The organism is Acuticoccus yangtzensis, from assembly GCF_001927245.1.
Classification (GTDB): domain Bacteria; phylum Pseudomonadota; class Alphaproteobacteria; order Rhizobiales; family Amorphaceae; genus Acuticoccus; species Acuticoccus yangtzensis.
In genome coordinates this window covers 171367-190863 of sequence record NZ_MJUX01000006.1, presented here as the reverse complement: position 1 = coordinate 190863, position 19497 = coordinate 171367, and the positions used below count along the sequence as shown (strand labels likewise).

The 19497-nt window shown below is 67.3% G+C and carries 16 protein-coding genes; 11 read left to right on the top strand and 5 right to left on the bottom strand.

Features of this window, described 5'->3' with window-relative positions:
- Positions 1-375 precede the first annotated feature (375 nt).
- The 3 genes from BIX52_RS15640 to BIX52_RS15635 all read right to left on the bottom strand — a co-directional run bounded on the left by BIX52_RS15640 (position 376) and on the right by BIX52_RS15635 (position 4710).
- Positions 376-1557 carry a GGDEF domain-containing protein gene (locus BIX52_RS15640; protein ID WP_075222017.1) on the bottom strand — a complete coding sequence of 394 codons (1182 nt, stop codon included), beginning with the start codon at positions 1555-1557 and terminating at the stop codon, positions 376-378.
- A gap of 113 nt (positions 1558-1670) precedes the next feature.
- The gene (locus BIX52_RS22930; protein ID WP_139312780.1) at positions 1671-1856 is read right to left on the bottom strand and encodes a hypothetical protein; all 186 of its coding nucleotides are present in this window, start codon (positions 1854-1856) and stop codon (positions 1671-1673) included.
- A 184-nt stretch (positions 1857-2040) separates the two neighbouring features.
- Positions 2041-4710, bottom strand: a complete 2670-nt coding sequence (locus tag BIX52_RS15635) for a TRAP transporter permease (RefSeq protein ID WP_075222016.1) — start codon at positions 4708-4710, stop codon at positions 2041-2043.
- Between the two features lie 483 nt (positions 4711-5193).
- Between BIX52_RS15635 and BIX52_RS15630 the strand changes: the two genes are divergently transcribed.
- Complete coding sequence (locus tag BIX52_RS15630) at positions 5194-5772, top strand: DUF924 family protein (protein WP_245803213.1); 579 nt, start codon at positions 5194-5196, stop codon at positions 5770-5772.
- A 43-nt stretch (positions 5773-5815) separates the two neighbouring features.
- On the opposite strand, the gene msrP is transcribed toward BIX52_RS15630, so the two are convergent.
- Positions 5816-6817 carry a protein-methionine-sulfoxide reductase catalytic subunit MsrP gene (gene msrP, locus BIX52_RS15625; RefSeq protein ID WP_075222015.1) on the bottom strand — a complete coding sequence of 334 codons (1002 nt, stop codon included), beginning with the start codon at positions 6815-6817 and terminating at the stop codon, positions 5816-5818.
- A 182-nt stretch (positions 6818-6999) separates the two neighbouring features.
- Between msrP and BIX52_RS15620 the strand changes: the two genes are divergently transcribed.
- The 7 genes from BIX52_RS15620 (at position 7000) to phoB (ending at position 14853) form a co-directional block, all read left to right on the top strand.
- Positions 7000-8208, top strand: a complete 1209-nt coding sequence (locus BIX52_RS15620; RefSeq protein WP_245803217.1) for an ATP-binding protein — start codon at positions 7000-7002, stop codon at positions 8206-8208.
- A gap of 305 nt (positions 8209-8513) precedes the next feature.
- Entirely contained in the window at positions 8514-9539 is a 1026-nt protein-coding gene (locus BIX52_RS15615; protein ID WP_075222013.1) for a substrate-binding domain-containing protein, read from the top strand.
- 172 nt (positions 9540-9711) lie between these two features.
- Positions 9712-11085, top strand: coding sequence for a phosphate ABC transporter permease subunit PstC (gene pstC / locus BIX52_RS15610; protein ID WP_083551151.1), 1374 nt, complete (start codon positions 9712-9714; stop codon positions 11083-11085).
- Positions 11086-11120: 35 nt separating this feature from the next.
- Complete coding sequence (gene pstA, locus BIX52_RS15605) at positions 11121-12464, top strand: phosphate ABC transporter permease PstA (RefSeq protein WP_205647779.1); 1344 nt, start codon at positions 11121-11123, stop codon at positions 12462-12464.
- A gap of 14 nt (positions 12465-12478) precedes the next feature.
- Positions 12479-13333 carry a phosphate ABC transporter ATP-binding protein PstB gene (gene pstB / locus BIX52_RS15600; RefSeq protein ID WP_083660326.1) on the top strand — a complete coding sequence of 285 codons (855 nt, stop codon included), beginning with the start codon at positions 12479-12481 and terminating at the stop codon, positions 13331-13333.
- Positions 13334-13414: 81 nt separating this feature from the next.
- Complete coding sequence (gene phoU / locus BIX52_RS15595) at positions 13415-14155, top strand: phosphate signaling complex protein PhoU (RefSeq protein ID WP_245803216.1); 741 nt, start codon at positions 13415-13417, stop codon at positions 14153-14155.
- Entirely contained in the window at positions 14152-14853 is a 702-nt protein-coding gene (gene phoB, locus BIX52_RS15590; protein WP_208990493.1) for a phosphate regulon transcriptional regulator PhoB, read from the top strand. Before phoU ends, phoB begins: the two co-directional genes overlap by 4 nt.
- 169 nt (positions 14854-15022) lie before the next feature.
- On the opposite strand, the gene BIX52_RS15585 is transcribed toward phoB, so the two are convergent.
- The gene (locus BIX52_RS15585; protein WP_075222010.1) at positions 15023-15520 is read right to left on the bottom strand and encodes a GcrA family cell cycle regulator; all 498 of its coding nucleotides are present in this window, start codon (positions 15518-15520) and stop codon (positions 15023-15025) included.
- Between the two features lie 257 nt (positions 15521-15777).
- Here BIX52_RS15585 and BIX52_RS15580 point away from each other — a divergent pair, with 257 nt between their 5' ends.
- The 3 genes from BIX52_RS15580 to BIX52_RS15570 all read left to right on the top strand — a co-directional run bounded on the left by BIX52_RS15580 (position 15778) and on the right by BIX52_RS15570 (position 19487).
- Entirely contained in the window at positions 15778-16974 is a 1197-nt protein-coding gene (locus BIX52_RS15580; protein ID WP_075222009.1) for an aspartate aminotransferase family protein, read from the top strand.
- Positions 16971-17882: an ornithine carbamoyltransferase gene (gene argF / locus BIX52_RS15575; protein WP_075222008.1), complete on the top strand. Its 912-nt coding sequence runs from the start codon at positions 16971-16973 to the stop codon at positions 17880-17882. Before BIX52_RS15580 ends, argF begins: the two co-directional genes overlap by 4 nt.
- 633 nt (positions 17883-18515) lie before the next feature.
- A complete protein-coding gene (locus BIX52_RS15570; protein ID WP_245803212.1) occupies positions 18516-19487 on the top strand; it encodes an Hsp33 family molecular chaperone in 972 nt (323 codons plus the stop codon).
- Positions 19488-19497 lie beyond the last annotated feature (10 nt).

Sequence of the window (19497 nt, the reverse complement as noted above, 5' to 3'; positions counted from 1 at the left end):
GTGAGACGGTCGAGTCGTCATCGCCATCCAGCCCCGTTGACCTACGCACACATCGGGCCGCGTGGTTTGGCCCAGCTCCTCCTGCGCGGCTGAGCGCTTTCACACCCTCGCCTCAAGGTTGCCCTTATGAGGCCAAGAATGCGTCACCGCTGGCGCCTGGAAAAGCTTTGACAGATATGAAGGGTGGCTTTGTCCTCGAGTGTGTTTCAAATCACACGAGTTTGTTTTCGCCCTTGGGGATATCCGAGCCTATCCTTTCTAACGCGTTAATCCCGCAGAAGAATTGAAGAATCTGCGATCTTCCGCCGCCGCTTATGATCTTGCGCAGAATGAAACAACTCTTGCGCGCGCGGCGAAGAGATTCATTCTTGCAGGTTAAGCTGGCGTGAGAATAGGCACCGATGCCGATGCGACTCGGTTTCTGCCCGAACGTTTGGCGCGATAGAGCGCACCGTCCGCCTCGGCGATAAGGCGAGCCAGCCCGGACTCGGTCGGCATCGCGGCGGTGACCGCACATCCGACGCTCACCGTCAGGTGGAGATCGGCCACCCCGCTGTTGAGCGGCTCGGCCGCCATGGCGAAGCGGATCCGCTCGCCCGCCTCGAACGCATCCGTCGCGCTGGTCGCGGGCATGAGGACGGCGAACTCTTCGCCGCCGAGGCGCACCACCGCATCGTCCGGCCGTGCATTGGTGCGCAGCCGCTCGGCCACGGCGACAAGCGCCGCGTCGCCCACCGCATGACCGTGCGTGTCGTTGACGGACTTGAAGTGATCGACGTCCACCAGAAGCACGGCGAGGCTGATCGGGTGGCGCACGGCCGAGGCGCGCAGCCGCGGCACCTGGAGCCGAAGCCACTCGCTGGCCCCGCGCCGGTTGAGTGCGCCGGTCAAAGGATCGGCCAGCGCCGCGAGGCGCAGACGGGCCGTGTCACGCTCCATCACCATGCCGAGAAGGCTGAACCCGAAGGCGACGCTGAGGACGATCGGCAGCATCAGCGCCACCAGCATCAGCACCGCGTCGCTCTCATGAACCGGGCCAGCCTGTCCCGCCGCCCCGGTGACGAACTGGCACGCGCTGCCGAAGACGCAGAAGGCAAGGAGCGCCAGCACGATGTTGCGCCACATTCCGTCGCGCTGCTCGGCACGCCAGACCTCCACCACCGTCGCGGTGATGATGACGAGGTTGATGGCGATGGTGATGTCGTAAAACCGCGCGGGGGCCCAATCGAGAAGGATGTGGGAGCCGCCGTAGGCCACCATGGCGAGGACCAGCGGCTCGACCGCGAGGGGACGCAAGTTGAACCGGCGGAACCCGTAATAGATCAGCACGTAGGCGAGGATCGACAGGAGATCGTCGGCGTAGGTGGCCTGGGGCGTCCTGAAGCTGCCCAGTTGGGCGCGGGACATCGCCAGCGACGCGGCGGACGCACAAAAGAATGCGGCACACCACCAGACGAGGGCGGGTGTCGTACGCTGCGTGTGCCAGGTCCAGGCCAGGAAGCAGCCCGTGAGACCCAAGGTAATGGCGGCAATCACACTCGAAGTCGCGGCGTCCATCCGAAAACTCTACTGTCTCACACTTTGGGATGGCGGGCGCGTTCCCACACGCGGCACGGCCGCCTTCGTCCGTCTTTGGCGGGCGCCTCTGATGACTATGGCGCCACTTTATTTCAGAGACGGTAAGCGAAAGAGACCAAACCCATCAATTGGTGGCCTGGTGGTTGTCCTTGACCAAACAGATATGGCAACACATTGGCATTCCAGCCGATGCGGATGATCAATTTTTGCAACAAAGCCATTAACTGCTTGATGCAATGCATTAATCCGGCGCGAACGCCGGCGTTCTTCTTCCGCATGAACTGAGCCGTAGCACCGGAATCCAAACGATCCTTCGGCGCTGGCGAGCCCTCTAGAAGCCGAATATGGCAACTCTATGGCTTACAGCAAATTCACCTTTCGGCGTGGTGCCAGCCACGAAAAAAGCCGGCCCGAAGGCCGGCTTTCTCGATCTCGGCGGACCCTGCCGCGTACCAAGTCGCGTCAGAAGGCCGGCACCGTCTGCCTGCGGCGCTGCATCAGGATGACGAAGGCGATGAGCAGGAAGGCGGGGATGTAGAAGATTTCCTTCGGCATCCGCTCCGCACGGGTCTGAACGGTGGAGAGGACCACCGGCTCGTCGGCATAGAAGTCGAAGTCCTGGCTGAGATAGGCGAACGGGGTCGCAGGGAAGGGCTCCTCCACGGTGATCTGGTCGCCGTCCTCCAGGAAGTCGAGGCCGATATCGGCAAGGCGGTCCTGGCCCGTCGCGCCCTCGTTCGTGCGCACGACGATGAAGATGGAGTTGCGCTTGTCGATGTTGTTGAAGTCCGTCCCGGTCAGCTCGAGGCGGATGGTCGTCCCCGGCTCGACGCTTTCGGCGACCTGGTAGACCGCCGAACCCGGCTGGGCGATGAAGGGCGGCTGCACCATGTCGAGCGCGGCGCCGGGACGGAAGAGCAGCAGCGCGGCGGCCAGCAGCATCACCGTCTCGAAGATGTTCGACTTGGCGAAGAAGTAACGCTGCGTCGCCGCGGCGAAGACCAGCATCGCCACCGTGGCGATGAGGAAGGCTTTCAGCCCGGTGAAGAAGTCGACGAAGGTCGCCACCGGCTGCCCGTCGACGAACTCCACATGCATCAACAAAAGCTCGGTGTTGAAGATGAAGAGGAAGGGCAGCAGCGCGGTGCGGATGTCGTAGCCGAAGCCCTGGAAACCGGTCTTGATCGGGTCGCCGCCTGATATGCCCGCAGCGGCATAGGCGGCAAGGCCCACGGGCGGTGTGTCGTCGGCCAGGATGCCGAAATAGAACACGAAGAGGTGGGCGGCGACGGCCGGGATGATCAGCCCCTCGGACGCGGCGAGCGACAGGATGACCGGCGCCATCAGCGAGGAGACGACGATATAGTTCGCCGTCGTCGGCAGCCCCATGCCGAGCACCAGGCTCATCACCGCGACGAGGATGAGCATGGCCATCAGCGATCCGCCGGCCAGCGACTCGATGAGGGCGCCGACCACCTGGTGCGCGCCGGTGAGAGAGATGGTGCCGACGATGATGCCCGCAGCGCCCGTCGCCACGGCGATCGGGATCATGTTGCGCGCGCCGCCCACCATGCCGTGGAAGAACTCCTCGATGCCCTGGAGGGTGGCGGAGCCGAGGCCGCGCCCGCCGCGGAACAGGGCTTTGATGGGGTGCTGCGTCAGCGCGATGAAGATCATCGCCATCGTCGCCCAGAAGGCGGACAGGCCCGGCGAAAGGCGCTCCACCATGACGAGATAGAGAAGGATGATGATCGGCAGGACGAAGTGCAGGCCCGTCAGCGCGACCTGACCGGCGCGCGGCATCTCGTGAAGCGGCGCGTCGGGATCGTCGACCTTCAGGTCGGGCCGGCCGGCGGCGATGATGAGACACAGGATGTAGAAGGCGAGGAAGATGCACATCGCCGCCAGCATGCCGCCGCCGGGGAACATCTGCCGCAGGAAGCCGAGGCCGAAGTGCACGGCGAGGCCCAGAACTGCGAGGATGAGGAAGCCGACGAGGAAGCCGCCCATCTTGCGCGCGCGGGACTTCGCCTTGGTGTCGGCGTGGGCGGGAAGGCCCTGCAGGCCGAGCTTCAGCGCCTCGAGGTGAACGATGTAGAGGAGGGCGATGTAGGAGACGATCGCCGGCAGGAAGGCGTAGACGATGAGGTCGGTGTAGGCGGTGCCCGTGAACTCGGCGATGAGGAAGGCGGCGGCGCCCATCACCGGCGGCGTGAGCTGGCCGTTGGTGGAAGAGGCGACCTCGACCGCGCCCGCCTTCTCGGCGGGGAATCCGGTCTTCTTCATCAGCGGGATGGTGAAGGTGCCGGTCGTCACCACGTTGGCGATGGACGATCCGGAATAGATGCCGGAGAGGCCCGACGCCACGACCGCGGCCTTGGCCGGCCCGCCGCGCAGGTGGCCGAGCAGGCCGAACGCGATCTGGATGAAGAAGTTGCCCGCCCCCGCGCGCTCCAGAATGGCGCCGAACAGCACGAACAGGAAGATGAGCGTCGCCGATACGCCGAGCGCGACGCCGAACACGCCTTCGGTCTGCATCCAGAAGTGCCAGGTGGCCTTGCCGTAGGAGGCGCCGGCCCAGCGCATCACGTCGGGGAAGATGTCGGACGAGCCGAAGAAGACGTAGGCGAGGAAGACCGACACGACGATGAGGAGCGGCAGCCCCAGCGCGCGGTAAACGGCGATGCCGACCAGCAGAAGCCCCGCGGTGGACACGGCGAGGTCCATGGTGGTCGGAAGGCCGGAGCGGCGGGCGATCTGGTCCGCGTTCAGCACCAGATAGAGGCAGACGAAAGCGCCCGCGGCGGCGAGGAGGAAGTCGTACCAGGGGATCCGGTCGAGCTTGGCCTTGGCGAAGAGGGGAAAGGCCATCGCCACCAGCACCAGTGCGAAGGCGAGGTGGATGGCGCGGATTTCGGTGTTGTTGAAGACGACCGAGTTGCCGACGAGATTGCCGAGCCAGAACTGCGGTTGGATCACGTAGAGCTGAAACAGCGACCAGACCATCGCGATGCCCGGGATCAGCCAGGCTTGCCAGCCGAGGGGGTTGCGCGCCCCTGTGTCGACGGAGGCGACGAGTTCGTCGCCTGACGTCGCCGCACCGGGGGCGTGTGTCGAGGTGCTGTGGTTCATGCGCCGGTCCCTGTCGGTCGAGGTCGATCGATGCTGTGGGCCGCGTCTGCTCGCCGGATCGGCTTGCGCAGATTTTGGCCAAGTTCAGCGTTCCACGCTTTTTGTCTGAAACAAAGGGCTTTGTTGAAATCTGGATAATGGGCCGGACCATGGTCGCGGGGCTCACACGGCCGCAGAGCCCGGAAGCCGGGGCGCTGTCGCGGGCGAGGGGGCCCGGCCGCGGCGCAGGCGAGTGGGGCCGGTCCCTGCGCATTAAGGCGATTTGGCGCAAGGTGAGGCCGTTGGCGCCGCCATATGCCGGACCCATGCCGAGGCAGTGCGTCATGGAGCTGGATGGGTTTGGCGCGATCAGGGCGCGACGCGGGCCACCGCCGGATGTGCCTTTGGCGGCGCGCGCGGGTTCGCCGCGCAGCCGCGGCGCCGCTCCGGGTGTAGGGTCGGGCCGGCGGGCGGCACGCCCCGGCGCCCGCGGCGGAACACTGAATGCGAGACGAGACGATGAGCTTTGAGACGACGCGCGGCGAACCGGCGGAGGCGCTGGCCCTCCTCGCCTTCTGGATCGAGGCGGGGCCGGCCAAGTGGTTCGACAAGAGCGACCATTTCGACGCCGCCTGCGGCCACTATGCGGCGGCCTGGGAGGAGGCGTGCGGCGGCGCGTTCGACCACTGGGCGGAGACGGCGGCGGGTACGCTCGCCCTTCTCATCCTGCTGGACCAGATCCCGCGCAACGTGTTCCGCGGCGAGGCGCGCCAGTTCGCCACCGACGCGAAGGCGCTCACCCTGGCGCGCCATGCCGTTCGCCAAGGCTTCGACGTCACGCAGCCCTGGCCGATGCGCAACTTCTTCTACCTGCCCTTCCAGCACGCCGAGGACATGGCCGCACAGGACGAGGGCCTCGACATCTACCGCCGGAGCGGCGACCAGAACGCCTATTATTTCGCGCTGGTGCATGCCGACGCGGTGCGGCGCTTCGGGCGCTTTCCGCACCGCAACGAGGTGTTGGGACGCGAGACGACGGCGGCGGAAGCGGCCTACCTCGCCACCGGCGGCTTCGGCGCCTGACGGGGGCTGTCCGGCGCCGGGGCGAGGGCGGTGCGCGGGCGGATCAGTAGTAGATGCGCTCGCCCTCCATGCCGGCATAAAGGCCCGCGACCTCCTCGGCATAGCCGTTGTAGAGGAGTGTCGGGATACGCTCCGAGCTGCCGAGCGGCTCCTCGGTCGCCTGGCTCCAGCGCGGGTGCGGCACCTCCGGGTTCACGTTGGCGAAGAAGCCGTATTCGGTCGGCCCCAGCTCCTCCCAGAAGGAGACGGGTCGCTGGTCGGTGAAGGTGAAGCGCACCAGCGACTTGATGGATTTGAAGCCGTACTTCCACGGCAGCGCCAGGCGCAGCGGGGCACCGTTCTGCTCCTCGACCGGCGCACCGTAGATGCCGGTGACGAGGAAGGTCAGCGGGTTGGCCGCCTCCTCGATGGTCAGCCCCTCCACATAGGGCCACGGATACCAGCTCTGGCGCTGCCCGCTGGCCACCTCCGGGTCGAGGAAGGTCTTCATGCGGACATAACGCGCGCCGGACAGCGGCCGTGCGCGCTTCAGAAGCTCGGCCATCGGAAAGCCGGTCCACGGCACCACCATCGACCACGCCTCCACGCAGCGGTGGCGGTAGATGCGCTCTTCCAGCGGCATGGAGCGGATGAGGCTGTCGATGTCGATCGTCTGTTCGGCCTCGACCATACCGTCGATGGTGACGGTCCAGGGGCGGATCGGCAGCGCCTGCGCGGCGTTGAAGATGCGCTTGTGGGAGCCGAACTCGTAGAAGTTGTTGTAGGTGGTGGCGAGGCCCTTGTCCGTCAGCGGCCGGTCGACCGCGAAGGCCGGGTTGCGCGAGACGGGGTAGAGGTCGGCGGTGGGATCGACCTCGTCGTCCGGCTTCGGCTCGTCGGCGCCCAGGAACCGGTCGAAAATACCGGCCTTGGCGGGGCCCGCGGCGGCGAGGCCGATGGCGCCCAGCCCGGCGGATTTGATCAGCGCCCGGCGCGAGCGAAACACCGACTCCGGTGTTGCGTCGCGCTCCGGGATGGCCCATCGGGGTTTGATGAACGTCGGCATGCCGAACCTTTCATACTGTCTTCGCAATCGTTGGACACACTAGATTCGGGTGGCGGTCCCTCAAATGAACCTTACGTGAGAGGGTGGCCAATAGATGAGACGAGGGGCGCGCATGGGCCATGAGACCGGCCGAAGGGCAGGGCGCCGCCATCGCCGCAGCAGGTGCTTTAACCGTGTTTACAATGGTCTACGAGTTTGTTCCGCTCCTCGCTGCTGCCGCTGGGGCTCTGCTCGTCCTGCGGCCACAAAGCGCGGTGGCCGCAGTGCGTGAGGGTGTGGCCGAGCCCGATCCGGCCGCCGGACCCGCAGGCGGTGCGCCCGCCGCCGCGCAATCGCCCCTTAGCGTCGACGCTCAGCAACTGCTCGACACGTCGCCCGATGCATGCGTCGTCATCTCGCAAGAGGCGACGGTGGTGTGGTTCAACCGTGCCGCGCGCGAGCAGATGGGCGCCGTGCGCATCGGCAGCCCGATGGCCTTCGCCCGGCGCGTCCCCGAACTGGTTCGCGCGATCGACAAGGTGCGCGCCACCGGCCGGCCGGAGCGCGCGCGCTGGTCCGAGAAGGTGCCGACCCGCCGCTGGTACGAGGCGACGGTCTCCCCGCTCACCCTGAGCCCGCCCTTCGCCGAGCCCTTCCCGGCGATGGTGGTCTACATTCACGACCTGTCCGACCAGCAGCGGCTGGAGCGCATGCGCGAGGACTTCGTGGCGAACGCCAGCCACGAGCTTCGCACCCCGCTCGCCTCGCTGACCGGCATGATCGAGACGCTGCAGGGCCCCGCCCGCGAGGACGCCAAGACGCGCGACCAGTTCCTCGGTCTGATGCGCGAGCAGGCGGACCGCATGAAGCGGCTGACGGACTCGCTGCTGTCGCTGTCGCGCATCGAGCTGCGCGCCCACGTCCACCCGACCGATGTCGTCGACTGCGCCGAGACGGTGCGCTCGGCCGTCGAAATGTCCCGCAACGTGGCCGACGAGGCGGACGTCCGCCTCGAGCTGGCACTGGCCGACGAGACGCTTCCTGTCCACGGCGATCCGGACGAGCTGTTGCAGGTGATGAACAACCTCATCGAGAACGCCGTGAAATATGGCGGCGACGGCGGGCGCATCCTCGTCAGCGCGCGGCGGGACGAGACGATGTCTGGCCCGGTCGTCGCGCTCGCGGTCCAGGACTTCGGCAAGGGGATACCGCCCGAGCACGTCCCGCGGCTCACGGAACGCTTCTACCGTGTCGACATCGAGGAATCGCGGGCGCGGCGCGGCACGGGGCTCGGCCTCGCGATCGTCAAGCACATCGTCAACCGCCACCGCGGCAGGCTCACGGTGCGCAGCACGATCGGGACCGGGTCGACCTTCACGGTGCGTCTCCCGCTGGTGACGGAGGAGGCGTGACGCGCGCCGGGCGGCGGTGTCGATATCGCCGCCTCTAAATTAAGCCGAAATTGGTGCAAGAGGCGGCCATTGCGGCGCCGATGAGGGCGGCGGACGTTGACACACGCGCCGGACGAAGCTGAAGGCTTTTCCGGGGCAAGGGCGGTTTTTCGTGTCTTTTCAATGGACTGCGGTGTCACTCAATTTTCATAAAAGTGACACAGTAGCGTGTCCTTGGGTCTCTAACTCCGAGCTCACAGACGGCAGCGGGCAATTCAGCCGAACCGTCCATTGACCACACGAGTTCAACTCGAGGGAGCATCCCCGTGAAATTCACCAGCCTTGCCGCGCTTGCCGCCACCGGCGCGCTCGTCGCCACCGGTGCGGCCGCCCAGACCCGCGACACCATCCAGATCGCCGGCTCTTCGACGGTCCTGCCGTTCGCCTCGATCGTCGCCGAAGAGTTCGGCAACGCTTACCCCGAGTTCAACACCCCGGTCGTCGGTTCCGGCGGTTCCTCGGGCGGCCTGCGCCAGTTCTGCGCCGGCGTCGGTGAGAACACCATCGACATCGCCAACGCCTCGCGTCAGATCCGCCAGGGCGAGATCGACTCCTGCGGCGAAGCGGGCGTCGCCAACATCATCGAAGTCAAGATCGGCTATGACGGCATCGTCTTCGCCTCCGACGTCGAGACCGGCCACTTCGAGCTGACCCCGGCCCAGGTCTACCAGGCGATCGCCGCCCAGGTGCCGGTCGACGGCGAGCTGGCCGACAATCCCTACACCAACTGGAACCAGATCGACTCCTCGCTGCCGGACCAGGAGATCACCCTCGTGATCCCGGGCACCAACCACGGCACCCGCGAAGTGTTCGAAGAGAAGGTCGTCATCGACGGCTGCGAGTCCTTCGACGTCATCACCGCCATGGGTGACGCGGGCGAAGAGTCCTGCCTCGCCTTCCGCCAGGATGGCCGCGTGATCGAAGTCGCCGGCGACTACACCGAGACGCTCGGCCGTCTCGACGCGCAGCCGAACGCCCTCGGCGTCTTCGGCCTGTCCTTCTACGAGCAGAACCGTGACCGCCTCCAGGTCGCCACCGTCGACGGTGTCGAGCCCTCCATGGAGACTATCGCGACCGGCGAGTATCCGGTGTCCCGCCCGCTCTTCTTCTACATCAAGGGCGAGCATGTCGGCGTGATCCCCGGCCTGCAGGACTACGCGCTGTTCTTCGTCTCCGAGGAGATCTCGGGCGAGAATTCGGTCCTCTCCGACGCCGGCCTGATCCCGCTCTCCGCCGACGAGCGCGAGGCGCAGGTCGAAGCGATCGAGAACAAGACCAACGTCTCCCTCTAAGCGAACCTGTGGTATGGGGCGCTGACCGGCGCCCTTGCCTCACCAGAGCGCCGGCCGCCCTTCGCGGTCGGCGTTTGCTTCGCGGCTCTGGCCGCACACCCGACGCCGGACGCGGCCCGGCCCCTTCAGGCCCCGCGCATGTTGAACCGCCGAGCGAAGGTTTGGCCCTGACGTGAACACATTCATCACCCTGGCGATCGTCTTGATCGCGCTGAGTTTCGTCTACACCTGGGGGGCGGCCGCGAGCCGCCGCGTCGCCAGCCAGACGGGCGAGAAGCTGCACTCCCGCCCGCCTTATTATGGCCTCTACCTCGTCCTGTGGTGCGCGATCCCGGCGGCGATCATCTTCATCGTCTATTCCTTGATCACGCCGACGATCGAGACGGTGATCATTCAGTCCTACTTCCCGCAGGAGGTGCTGAACGATGCCGCCGAGCTCGCCAACCAGACGCGGCAGGTCGAGAGCATCGCCGGCGGGTTCGGCATGTTCGGCGAGCCGGCCCCCTACCAGGTCCAGGCCGCCGCCGCGCTGAAGAACGTCGAGTGGATCGGCAAGATGGCGCTGGTCGCGCTCATCGCCGTCGCCGCCGTCGCCGGCACGCTGGTCGCGCGCACGAGGATCTCCCCCGAGTTCCGCGCCCGCAACCGCATCGAAACCGCCATCGAGATGCTGCTGATCACCTGCTCGGCGATCGCGGTGCTCACCACCGTCGGCATCGTCCTTTCGGTGCTGGGCGAGGCGGTGCGCTTCTTCACCTTCGTCAACCCGATCGACTTCTTCCTCGGCACCTCCTGGAACCCGCGCTTTTCGACGACGGGCCACGGTGGGCAGGGCGATTTCGGCCTTCTGCCGCTCCTCTGGGGCACGTTGATGATCACCATCATCGCGATGATCGTCGCGGTGCCGATCGGCCTGATGGCGGCGGTGTACCTGTCCGAATATGCCGGGCCGAAGTTCCGCTTCGTCGCCAAGCCGATGCTGGAGGTGCTCGCCGGCATCCCGACCATCGTCTACGGCATCTTCGCTGCCTTCACCGTCGGCCCCTTCCTCTCGACGATGGGCGATGCCGTCGGCCTCGACATCAACGCAACATCCGCCTTCACCGCGGGCATCGTGATGGGGATCATGATCATCCCCTTCGTGTCCTCGCTGTCGGACGACATCATTTCCCAGGTGCCGCAGTCGCTGCGTGACGGCTCCTATGGCCTCGGCGCCACGCGCTCCGAGACGATCCGCCGCGTGATCCTTCCGGCGGCGCTTCCCGGCATCGTCGGCGCCTTCCTGCTGGCCGTGTCGCGGGCCATCGGCGAAACCATGATCGTGGTGCTGGCGGCGGGCAATTCGCCGGTCCTCACCGCGAACCCCTTCGAGGCGGTGTCCACGGTCACCGTGACCATCGTCAACCAGCTCACCGGCGACACCGATTTCGCGTCGCCGCAGTCGCTGGTGGCCTTCGCGCTCGGCCTCACGCTCTTCGTCATCACGCTCTGCCTCAACGTGGTGGCCATCTACATCGTCCGCAAATATCGCGAACAATACGAGTAGGATCGATGGCGACGACAACCACAGCAACGGAAGCCATGTCCGAGAAGAAATCCAACCGCGATCTGGTCCAGGCGAAGCTGGCCAAACGTCACCGCTCGGAAACGACGTTCCGCGCGGTCGGCCTCGGCGCCATCCTGATCGGTATCGCCCTGGTCTTCGTCCTCTTCGGGTCGATCCTCTACAAGGGCGTTCCGGCCTTCTGGCAGGCGACCCTTCATCTCGAGATCAACTTCGACCCCGAGGTGATCGACATCGACCCGCGCCCCGTCCAGCAGCCCGGCCAGTCCGCGGCCGAGCATCTGGACAACGTCAACGCCTGGATCCGCGGCCTGCGCCGTGCCCGGTTCGACCGTCTGGTGCAGAGCGCCATCGCGGCCGAGATCCCGGCGGCGGGCGATCCGTCCGAGACGCGCAATGTCTACGGCCTCGTCAACGCCAACGCGCGCTACGAGCTGGCGGCGCTGGTGGAGGCGGATCCGTCGATCATCGGCACCACGGTTCCGGTGGCGCTGGTGGCGAACGAGAACGTCGACACCTGGCTGAAGGGCAACATCGACCGCGACCTGCCGCAGCGCATGCAGCAGCTCAGCCCCGAGCAGCAAGAGTGGGCCGACGCGCTCTACGATCGCGGCGTCATCGAGATGAATTTCGCCTCGTCGATCTTCACCAACGTCGACTCGCGCTCCTCCGGCGCGACGGCGGGCCTGCTCGGCGCCATGGTCGGCTCGGTGATGATGATGCTCATCGTCATGACCGTCGCCGTCCCGGTCGGCGTCATGGCGGCGATCTATCTGGAAGAGTTCGCGCCCAAGAACCGGCTGACCGACCTCATCGAGGTGAACATCAACAACCTCGCCGCGGTGCCGTCGATCGTCTTCGGCCTGCTCGGCGCGGCGGTGTTCATCAACTTCCTCGGGCTGCCGTTGTCGGCGCCCCTCGTCGGCGGCCTCGTTCTCTCCTTGATGACGCTGCCCACCGTCATCATCGCCTCCCGTGCGGCGCTTCGTGCGGTGCCGCCGTCGATCCGCCAGGCGGCGCTCGGCATCGGCGCTTCGCCGACGCAGGCGATGTTCCACCACACCCTGCCGCTCGCGGTCCCCGGCATGCTGACGGGTGCCATCATCGGCGTCGCCCAGGCGCTGGGCGAGACGGCGCCGCTGCTCCTCATCGGCATGAACGCCTTCGTGGCGTCGGTGCCGTCGACTCCGCTGGACCAGGCGTCCGCGCTGCCGGTGCAGATCTACCTCTGGCAGGGCAACGAGAACCGCAACTTCTTCGAGTCGCGCACCGCCGCGGCCATCCTCGTGCTGCTCGGCGTGATGATCACGCTGAACGCACTCGCCATTCTGATGCGCCACCGCTTCGAGCGCCGCTGGTAACAAGGACCCCGATCATGGCAGCAGTCGATACGGCCGTCGAAGCGCCGAAGACCAAGAACCCGCACGCCCACAACCGTTTCGCCACCATCCGGCGTCCGGACCCCGTAGCGCGGGAGACCAAGATCGAGGCGAAGGACGTCTCGGTCATCTACGGCACGAAGGAAGCGGTGCACGGGGTGTCGATCGACATCCCGGCCCAGGCGGTGACGGCCTTCATCGGCCCGTCCGGCTGCGGCAAGTCCACTTTCCTGCGCTGCTTCAACCGCATGAACGACACCATTCCGGGCTGCCGCGTTCTGGGGCAGCTCAACATGGACGGCGAGGATCTCAACGATCACGCGCTCGACGTGGTGTTGCTGCGTGCCCGCGTCGGCATGGTGTTCCAGAAGCCGAATCCGTTCCCCAAGTCGATCTACGAGAACATCGTCTACGGTCCGCGCATCCACGGCCTCGCCTCCAAGAAGGCGGACCTCGACGAGATCGTCGAGCGCTCGCTCGCCCGCGCCGGCCTGTGGAACGAGGTGAAGGACCGCCTGCACGAGCCGGGCACCGGCCTGTCGGGCGGTCAGCAGCAGCGCCTTTGCATCGCCCGCGCCATCGCCGTGTCGCCGGAAGTGATCCTCATGGACGAGCCGTGCTCCGCGCTCGACCCGATCGCCACCGGCACCGTGGAAGAGCTGATCCACGAGCTGAAGCAGAATTATACGATCATCATCGTGACGCACTCGATGAGCCAGGCGCAGCGCGTGTCCGACCGCACCGCCTACTTCCACCTCGGCGATCTCGTCGAGGAGGGGCCGACGAAGACGATCTTCGAGGACCCGCAGGAGCCGCGCACGAAGGACTATATTTCGGGCGTCTTCGGCTAAGTGATGAGAGCGGCGCCGGACGTCGGCCCGGCGCCTCATGACCGGCGCGACAGCCTGGATGTCAGGGAGAGAAAAAGAGTGATGGGGGTGAGTGTGATGGACGATCATCGCGAGCGGGCGCTGGTGAGCCTTGCGGCCGAAGTGGCCGAGATGGGCGGCCTCGCCGAGCACCTCGTCATGGACTCCGTCACCGCCCTCACGCGCATCGAGCCCGAGCGGGCGCGCGGTGTCATCGCCGCGGACCAGCGGCTCGACGCCATGCAGCGCAGCGTCGAAAATCACGCGGTGGAGCTGATCGCGGCCCACCGCCCGGCCGACAAGGCGCTGCGCGAGCTGGTGGCGGCGATGCGCATCTCCGCCGACCTGGAGCGCGTCGGCGATCTCGCCAAGAACAACGCCAAGCGCGTCATGGCGATCGAGGGGCGGACCTTCCCCGCCCGCGTCGCGCTCGGCATGGAGCACATGTCGGACATCGCGCTCGAGCAGTTGAAGGTGGTACTCGACGCCTTCGCCACGCAGGATCTTTCGGCCGCGCTCGACGTGCGCAGCCGCGACGACGAGGTGGATGCCATCTACACCTCGATCTTCCGCGAGCTGTTGACCTATATGATGGAAGATCCGCGGAACATCACCTTCTGCACGCACCTGTTGTTCTGCGCCAAGAACATCGAGCGGATCGGTGATCACGCGACGAACATCGCCGAGAACATCCACTATCTCATCACCGGCGAGCAGCCGGTGGACACGCGGGTGAAGATGGACTCGACGTCCTACCTGTCGGCGGACTGGGCCGACACCCGCAAGCGCGACGGAGGCCGATGACCTTGCCCCAGGTGATGATCGTCGAGGACGAGGAGCCGCTGCAGCTCGTCCTGCGCTACAACCTCGAAGCCGAGGGCTACGCGGTCGACAGCGCCATGCGCGGCGACGAGGCGGAGATCAAGCTGCAGGAGAACCTGCCCGATCTCCTCATCCTGGACTGGATGCTGCCGGGCCTGTCAGGCATCGAGCTCTGCCGCCGCCTGCGCTCGCGGCCGCAGTCGGAGAACCTGCCGATCATCATGCTGACGGCGCGCGGCGAGGAGACGGAGCGCATCCGCGGCCTTGCCACCGGCGCCGACGATTATGTGGTGAAGCCCTTCTCCACGCCGGAGCTGATGGCCCGCGTGCGCGCCATCCTGCGCCGCTCCAAACCCGCCGTAGTATCGACGATGCTGAAGGCGGGCGACATCGAGCTCGACCGTACCACGCACCGCGTCCGCCGTGCGACGCGCGAGGTGCATCTCGGCCCGACCGAGTTCCGCCTGTTGGAGTTCCTGATGCAGTCGCCCGGCCGCGTCTTCTCGCGCGAGCAGCTTCTGGACGGTGTGTGGGGGCGGGACGTCTACGTCGATGAGCGCACGGTGGACGTCCACGTCGGCCGGCTGCGCAAGGCGATCAACCGCGGCAAGGCGAAGGACCCCATCCGCACGGTGCGCGGCGCGGGCTACGCCTTCAACGACCAGTTCCACATTCACTGAGAGTGGCCCGCCGGGGGCTCTGACGCTTCGGCCTGGCGGCGCTGCTGCCGGGCTCACGTCGTGACGGCGGCAGATCGGCCCTCACCCGTCATGGCGGCGCGTCGGCCGCCTCGTCTCGTCTCGGCGCCGCGGCGCCGTCGAGATGCGGCGCGCCCGGCGCGCCGGTGAATCAGCGCGAGGGTTTGCGGGCCGGAAAGGCCTGCTCGGCATGGGGGCGGCAATAAATGTCGCCCGCGCCGACCTTGCAGCCGCAGAAGCGGAAGTCGGCCGACGACGGATCACCCACCGGCCAGCGGCACGTGGAGTGGGACAGGTCCATGAGGCCGATCCCTTCGGAAAACGCGACGATGGCGGCGGGCGCGGGGGCGACCTCCATCTCCGGCTGCTCCACCACCTTCACCGCCAGCGCCCCCGCGGCCATCACGCGCGGGGCAGGGGCGGGCTTGGCCACCGGCGGCGGCGGTGCGGCAGCGGATGCGGCCGCCGGTCGCGGACGGGCGCGGCCCGCCTGCGGCGCCTTGACCCGGCCCGACAAGCCGAGACGGTGGATCTTGCCGATCACCGCATTGCGCGTGACACCACCAAGAGAGTTGGCGATCTGGGACGCGGACATGCCCTCTGCCCACATCTTGCGCAAAACCTCGATTCGCTCGTCGGTCCAGCTCATCGCCTCATCCCTTTGTTCACGACCGATTCACAGCTTGATCCACAGCCGCAGAGGGGGCTTGACCAAGTGTGAGTCCGTCGCTGTCCTAACGCTACGTCCAGAATCGTAAGAGATTTGGCGATTCGCGGTCTAGAGTCGCCGAGTCCGCCGCGACTCAAACCTTGCTTTTTCCCCAACCATCGGAAAGAAAGCCCGCCTGTCCCCCGCTGGCCTTGACGGAGCTGGGGACAATCTTTCGCAAAACCGCGAGTTACCCCATGACGATCAACAGCCTGTTCCCGAACTATGGCCGCGCCGACATCTCCTTCGAGACCGGCGAAGGTGTCTGGCTTCAGGGCTCGGATGGGCGACGATACCTCGACATGGGGTCCGGCATCGCCGTCACCTCCGTGGGGCACGCCCATCCGCACCTCGTCGCCAAGATGAAAGAGGCGGTCGAGAAGGTCTGGCACACGTCCAACCTCTACCGGATCCCCGAGCAGGAGCGGCTGGCCGATCGGCTGGTCGAGCACTCCTTCGCGGACCGCGTCTTCTTCTGCAACTCGGGCGCCGAGGCGAACGAGGCCGCGATCAAGTGCGCGCGCCGCTATCATTATGTGAACGGCCGCCCGGAGCGGACGCGCATCGTCACCTTCACCGGCGCCTTCCACGGCCGCACCCTGGGGGCGCTCGCCGCCACCGGCGTGCCGAAATATCAGGAAGGCTTCGGCGACCCCGCGCCCGGATTCGACAAGGTCGAGCTCGGTGACATGGACGCGCTGAAGGCGGTCATCGGCCCCGAGACGGCGGCGATCATGATCGAGCCGGTGCAGGGCGAGGGCGGCGTGAAGGTGATCGACCGCGCGGTCCTGGCCGAGCTGCGGCGCATCTGTGACGCGCAAGGGCTTCTCCTCATCTTCGACGAGGTGCAGACCGGCGTCGGCCGCTTCGGCACGCTCTTCGCCTACGAGGCGCTGGGCACGACGCCCGACATCCTATCCTCCGCCAAGGGCCTCGGCGGCGGCTTCCCGATCGGCGCCTGCCTCACCACCGAGGCGGTCGGCACGGTGATGACGCCGGGCACCCACGGCACCACCTTCGGCGGCACGCCGCTCGCCTGCGCCGCCGCCAACGCGGTGCTCGACGTGGTGTTGGCCGACGGCTTCCTGGACGAGGTGCGCCGCAAGGGCACCTTCCTGATGCAGGCGCTCTCCGGCGTGGTCGACAGCCATCCGGACATCTACGAGACCGTCCGCGGCGAGGGCCTGATGATCGGCGTGAAATGCCGCGCGCCGGCCGGCGACGTGACGCTGGCCGCGCGCGACGCGGGGCTGCTCATCATCCCCGCGGGGGACAATGTGGTGCGTTTCCTCCCCGGCCTCGTCGCCACGGAAGAGGATTTGCGTGAAGCGACCCGGCGGCTGGAAGCGGCCGCCGTGGCGCTCGAGACGAACAAGGATAAGGCCGGCGCATGAGCCCCAAGCATTTTCTCGACATCGCGTCTCAGTCGCCCGAGGCGCTGCGGGCCATTCTGGACGAAGGCCACCGGGTCAAGGCCGAAGGGCGCATCCGCACCGACCGGCTGCGCGGCAAGACGCTCGCCATGCTGTTCGAGCGGCCGTCCACGCGCACCCGCTTCTCGTTCGATCTCGCCATGCGTGAGCTTGGCGGCGACACCATCGTCGCCTCCGGGGACGAGATGCAGCTCGGCCGCGGCGAGTCCCTCTCGGACACCGCCAAGGTGCTGTCGCGCTACGTCTCGGCGGTGATGATCCGCATGCTGGACCACGGCGGCCTCACCACCTTCGCCGAGGCGGCCGAGGTGCCGGTGATCAACGGCCTCACGCGCCGGTCGCATCCGTGCCAGATCATCGCCGACCTCATCACCATCGAGGAGCGGGTCGGCCCGCTGGCCGAGCAGACGCTCGCCTGGGTGGGCGACGGCAACAACGTCTTGTCGACGTTGCTGGAGGCCGCGCCCAAGCTCGGCTTCAAGATGCGTATCGCGACGCCGCCGGAGTTCGCGCTCCGCCCGACCGTGGTCGACACCGCCCGCCGCCTCGGCGCGGACGTGACCGTCGGCACCGACCCGAAGGAGGCCGTGCGCGGCTGTGACGTCGTGGTGACCGACGCCTGGGCTTCCATGGGCGACGAGGACGAGGAGGAGCGGCGCCACGTCTTCCGCCCCTACCAGGTGGACGAGGCGCTGATGGAGGAGGCGGGGCCGTCCGCCATCTTCATGCACTGCCTTCCCGCCCACCGCGGCGAGGAGGTCACCAACGCCGTGATGGACGGTCCGCGCTCGGCCGTGTTCGACGAGGCCGAGAACCGCGTCCACGCCCAGAAGGCGATCCTGGCCTACGTGTTCGACCGGCTCGGCTGACGCCGCACACTGCTGCGACGCTCCGCCCCGACGACACCGTTCCGGCGACCCCGGTGCGCTTCCCGCGCGCCGGGGTTTTTCGTGGCCGTGTGCAGCATCGCGCCTCAGAGCCGCATCGCCGGGGCGCGGTGCCGAAGGGGCTCGGGTCCACCAAGGAACAGGGGAGTGCCGCCCGCTCCTCGAACCCACCGCCGCACTGCACCGCATGGCAGAGACGGCGGCACACCATCAAGGGCAAGCGGCTGAAGCCGGCCTGCGGCCCCTTGATGGCGCACCACCGCCTCCGCCAAGGGATTGGCGCGACGGTGGCTCCGAGGAACAGGCGGCAGGGGACCCCCTCGCCTCGGCGCGCGGGACGAGAGGCTGTTCCGGGCCAGCCGGACGAGAGGCTGTGCCGGCAGCCGGACGAGCGGGTAAGCCGGGCCAGTCGGACGAGCGGGGCGTGCCGGGCCGGAGGGGGGGCAGACCGGGCGGGGGCGGCTGTGGCGTCCCGTGCTGCAACACCTATATAGAGGGTCTGCCCGACCGCAGAGTCCGCTTTGCACGCCGTGCCTTCGGGCCGGCGGCAGATGTTTCGCGTTTCGGATCCCTGCGCTCCAAATCCACCTTGCGTCCCAGATTCAAAGGCTCGCCGTGACCGCCACTGCCGACGATTGTGTCCTCCCGTTCGCCGTCGATGCGCTCGACGTGCGCGGCCGTGTCGCCCGGCTCGGGTCGTCCCTCGACGACATCCTGCGCCGGCACGACTATCCGCCCGCCGTCTCGCGCCTCCTCGGCGAAGCCATCATCCTCAACGTCCTCTTCGCCACCGCACTGAAGATGGAGGGCCGCGTGATCCTCCAGATCCAGACCGACGGCCCCGTCTCGCTCATCGTCACAGACTATACCTCGCCCGACAGCCTGCGCGGTTACGCCCGCTTCGATGCGGACGCCGTCGCGGCGCTCGCCGAGAATCCGGACTTGGCCGACCTCGTCGGCACCGGCACGATGGCCCTCACCATCGACCCGCGCGACACCGTGCGCCGCTACCAGGGCGTCGTGGAGATGACCGGAAAGAGCCTGGAGGAGGTGGCCCACGCCTACTTCACCCAGTCCGAGCAGATCCCGACCATGGTGCGCCTCGCCGTCGCCGAGACGCTGGAGCGCCGCCCCGGCGAGGAGCCGCGCCGCGTCTGGCGGGGCGGCGGCGTCACCGTGCAGTTCCTGCCGGAGGCGGCCGAGCGCATCGTCGTCCACGACATCGACCCCGGCGACGCGCCGGACGATGCCGCGCGCGACGAGAGGGACGAAGACGACGCATGGATCGAGGCCGCCGCCCGCACCCAGAGCGCGCAGGACCACGAGCTGGTCGACCCGGAGATCACCGCCGAGCGGCTCCTCCTGCGCCTCTTCAACGAGCGCGACGTGCGGGTTTTCGACCCGTTCAGCCTGAGTGCAGAGTGTCACTGCTCCAATGAGCGGATCCAGGTGATGCTGGGCCAGTTCAGTGAGGAGGACCGCGCCTCGATGGTCGAGGACGGTGCGATCAAGGTGACATGCGAGTTCTGCAACACCCACTACGTCTTCGAGCCGGAAACGCTCGCCCCGCGCGGCAAACCCCACTGACGGGGCCGTC

Coding starts and splice junctions, on each gene's coding strand:
- BIX52_RS22930 (WP_139312780.1), bottom strand. CDS start 1,856: ATGCGGAAGAAGAACGCCGGCGTTCGCGCCGGATTAATGCATTGCATC.
- phoB (WP_208990493.1), top strand. CDS start 14,152: ATGACCTTGCCCCAGGTGATGATCGTCGAGGACGAGGAGCCGCTGCAG.
- BIX52_RS15620 (WP_245803217.1), top strand. CDS start 7,000: ATGGTCTACGAGTTTGTTCCGCTCCTCGCTGCTGCCGCTGGGGCTCTG.
- msrP (WP_075222015.1), bottom strand. CDS start 6,817: ATGCCGACGTTCATCAAACCCCGATGGGCCATCCCGGAGCGCGACGCA.
- pstB (WP_083660326.1), top strand. CDS start 12,479: ATGGCAGCAGTCGATACGGCCGTCGAAGCGCCGAAGACCAAGAACCCG.
- BIX52_RS15580 (WP_075222009.1), top strand. CDS start 15,778: ATGACGATCAACAGCCTGTTCCCGAACTATGGCCGCGCCGACATCTCC.
- pstA (WP_205647779.1), top strand. CDS start 11,121: ATGTCCGAGAAGAAATCCAACCGCGATCTGGTCCAGGCGAAGCTGGCC.
- phoU (WP_245803216.1), top strand. CDS start 13,415: ATGGGGGTGAGTGTGATGGACGATCATCGCGAGCGGGCGCTGGTGAGC.
- BIX52_RS15585 (WP_075222010.1), bottom strand. CDS start 15,520: ATGAGCTGGACCGACGAGCGAATCGAGGTTTTGCGCAAGATGTGGGCA.
- BIX52_RS15640 (WP_075222017.1), bottom strand. CDS start 1,557: ATGGACGCCGCGACTTCGAGTGTGATTGCCGCCATTACCTTGGGTCTC.
- argF (WP_075222008.1), top strand. CDS start 16,971: ATGAGCCCCAAGCATTTTCTCGACATCGCGTCTCAGTCGCCCGAGGCG.
- BIX52_RS15630 (WP_245803213.1), top strand. CDS start 5,194: ATGCGAGACGAGACGATGAGCTTTGAGACGACGCGCGGCGAACCGGCG.
- BIX52_RS15635 (WP_075222016.1), bottom strand. CDS start 4,710: ATGAACCACAGCACCTCGACACACGCCCCCGGTGCGGCGACGTCAGGC.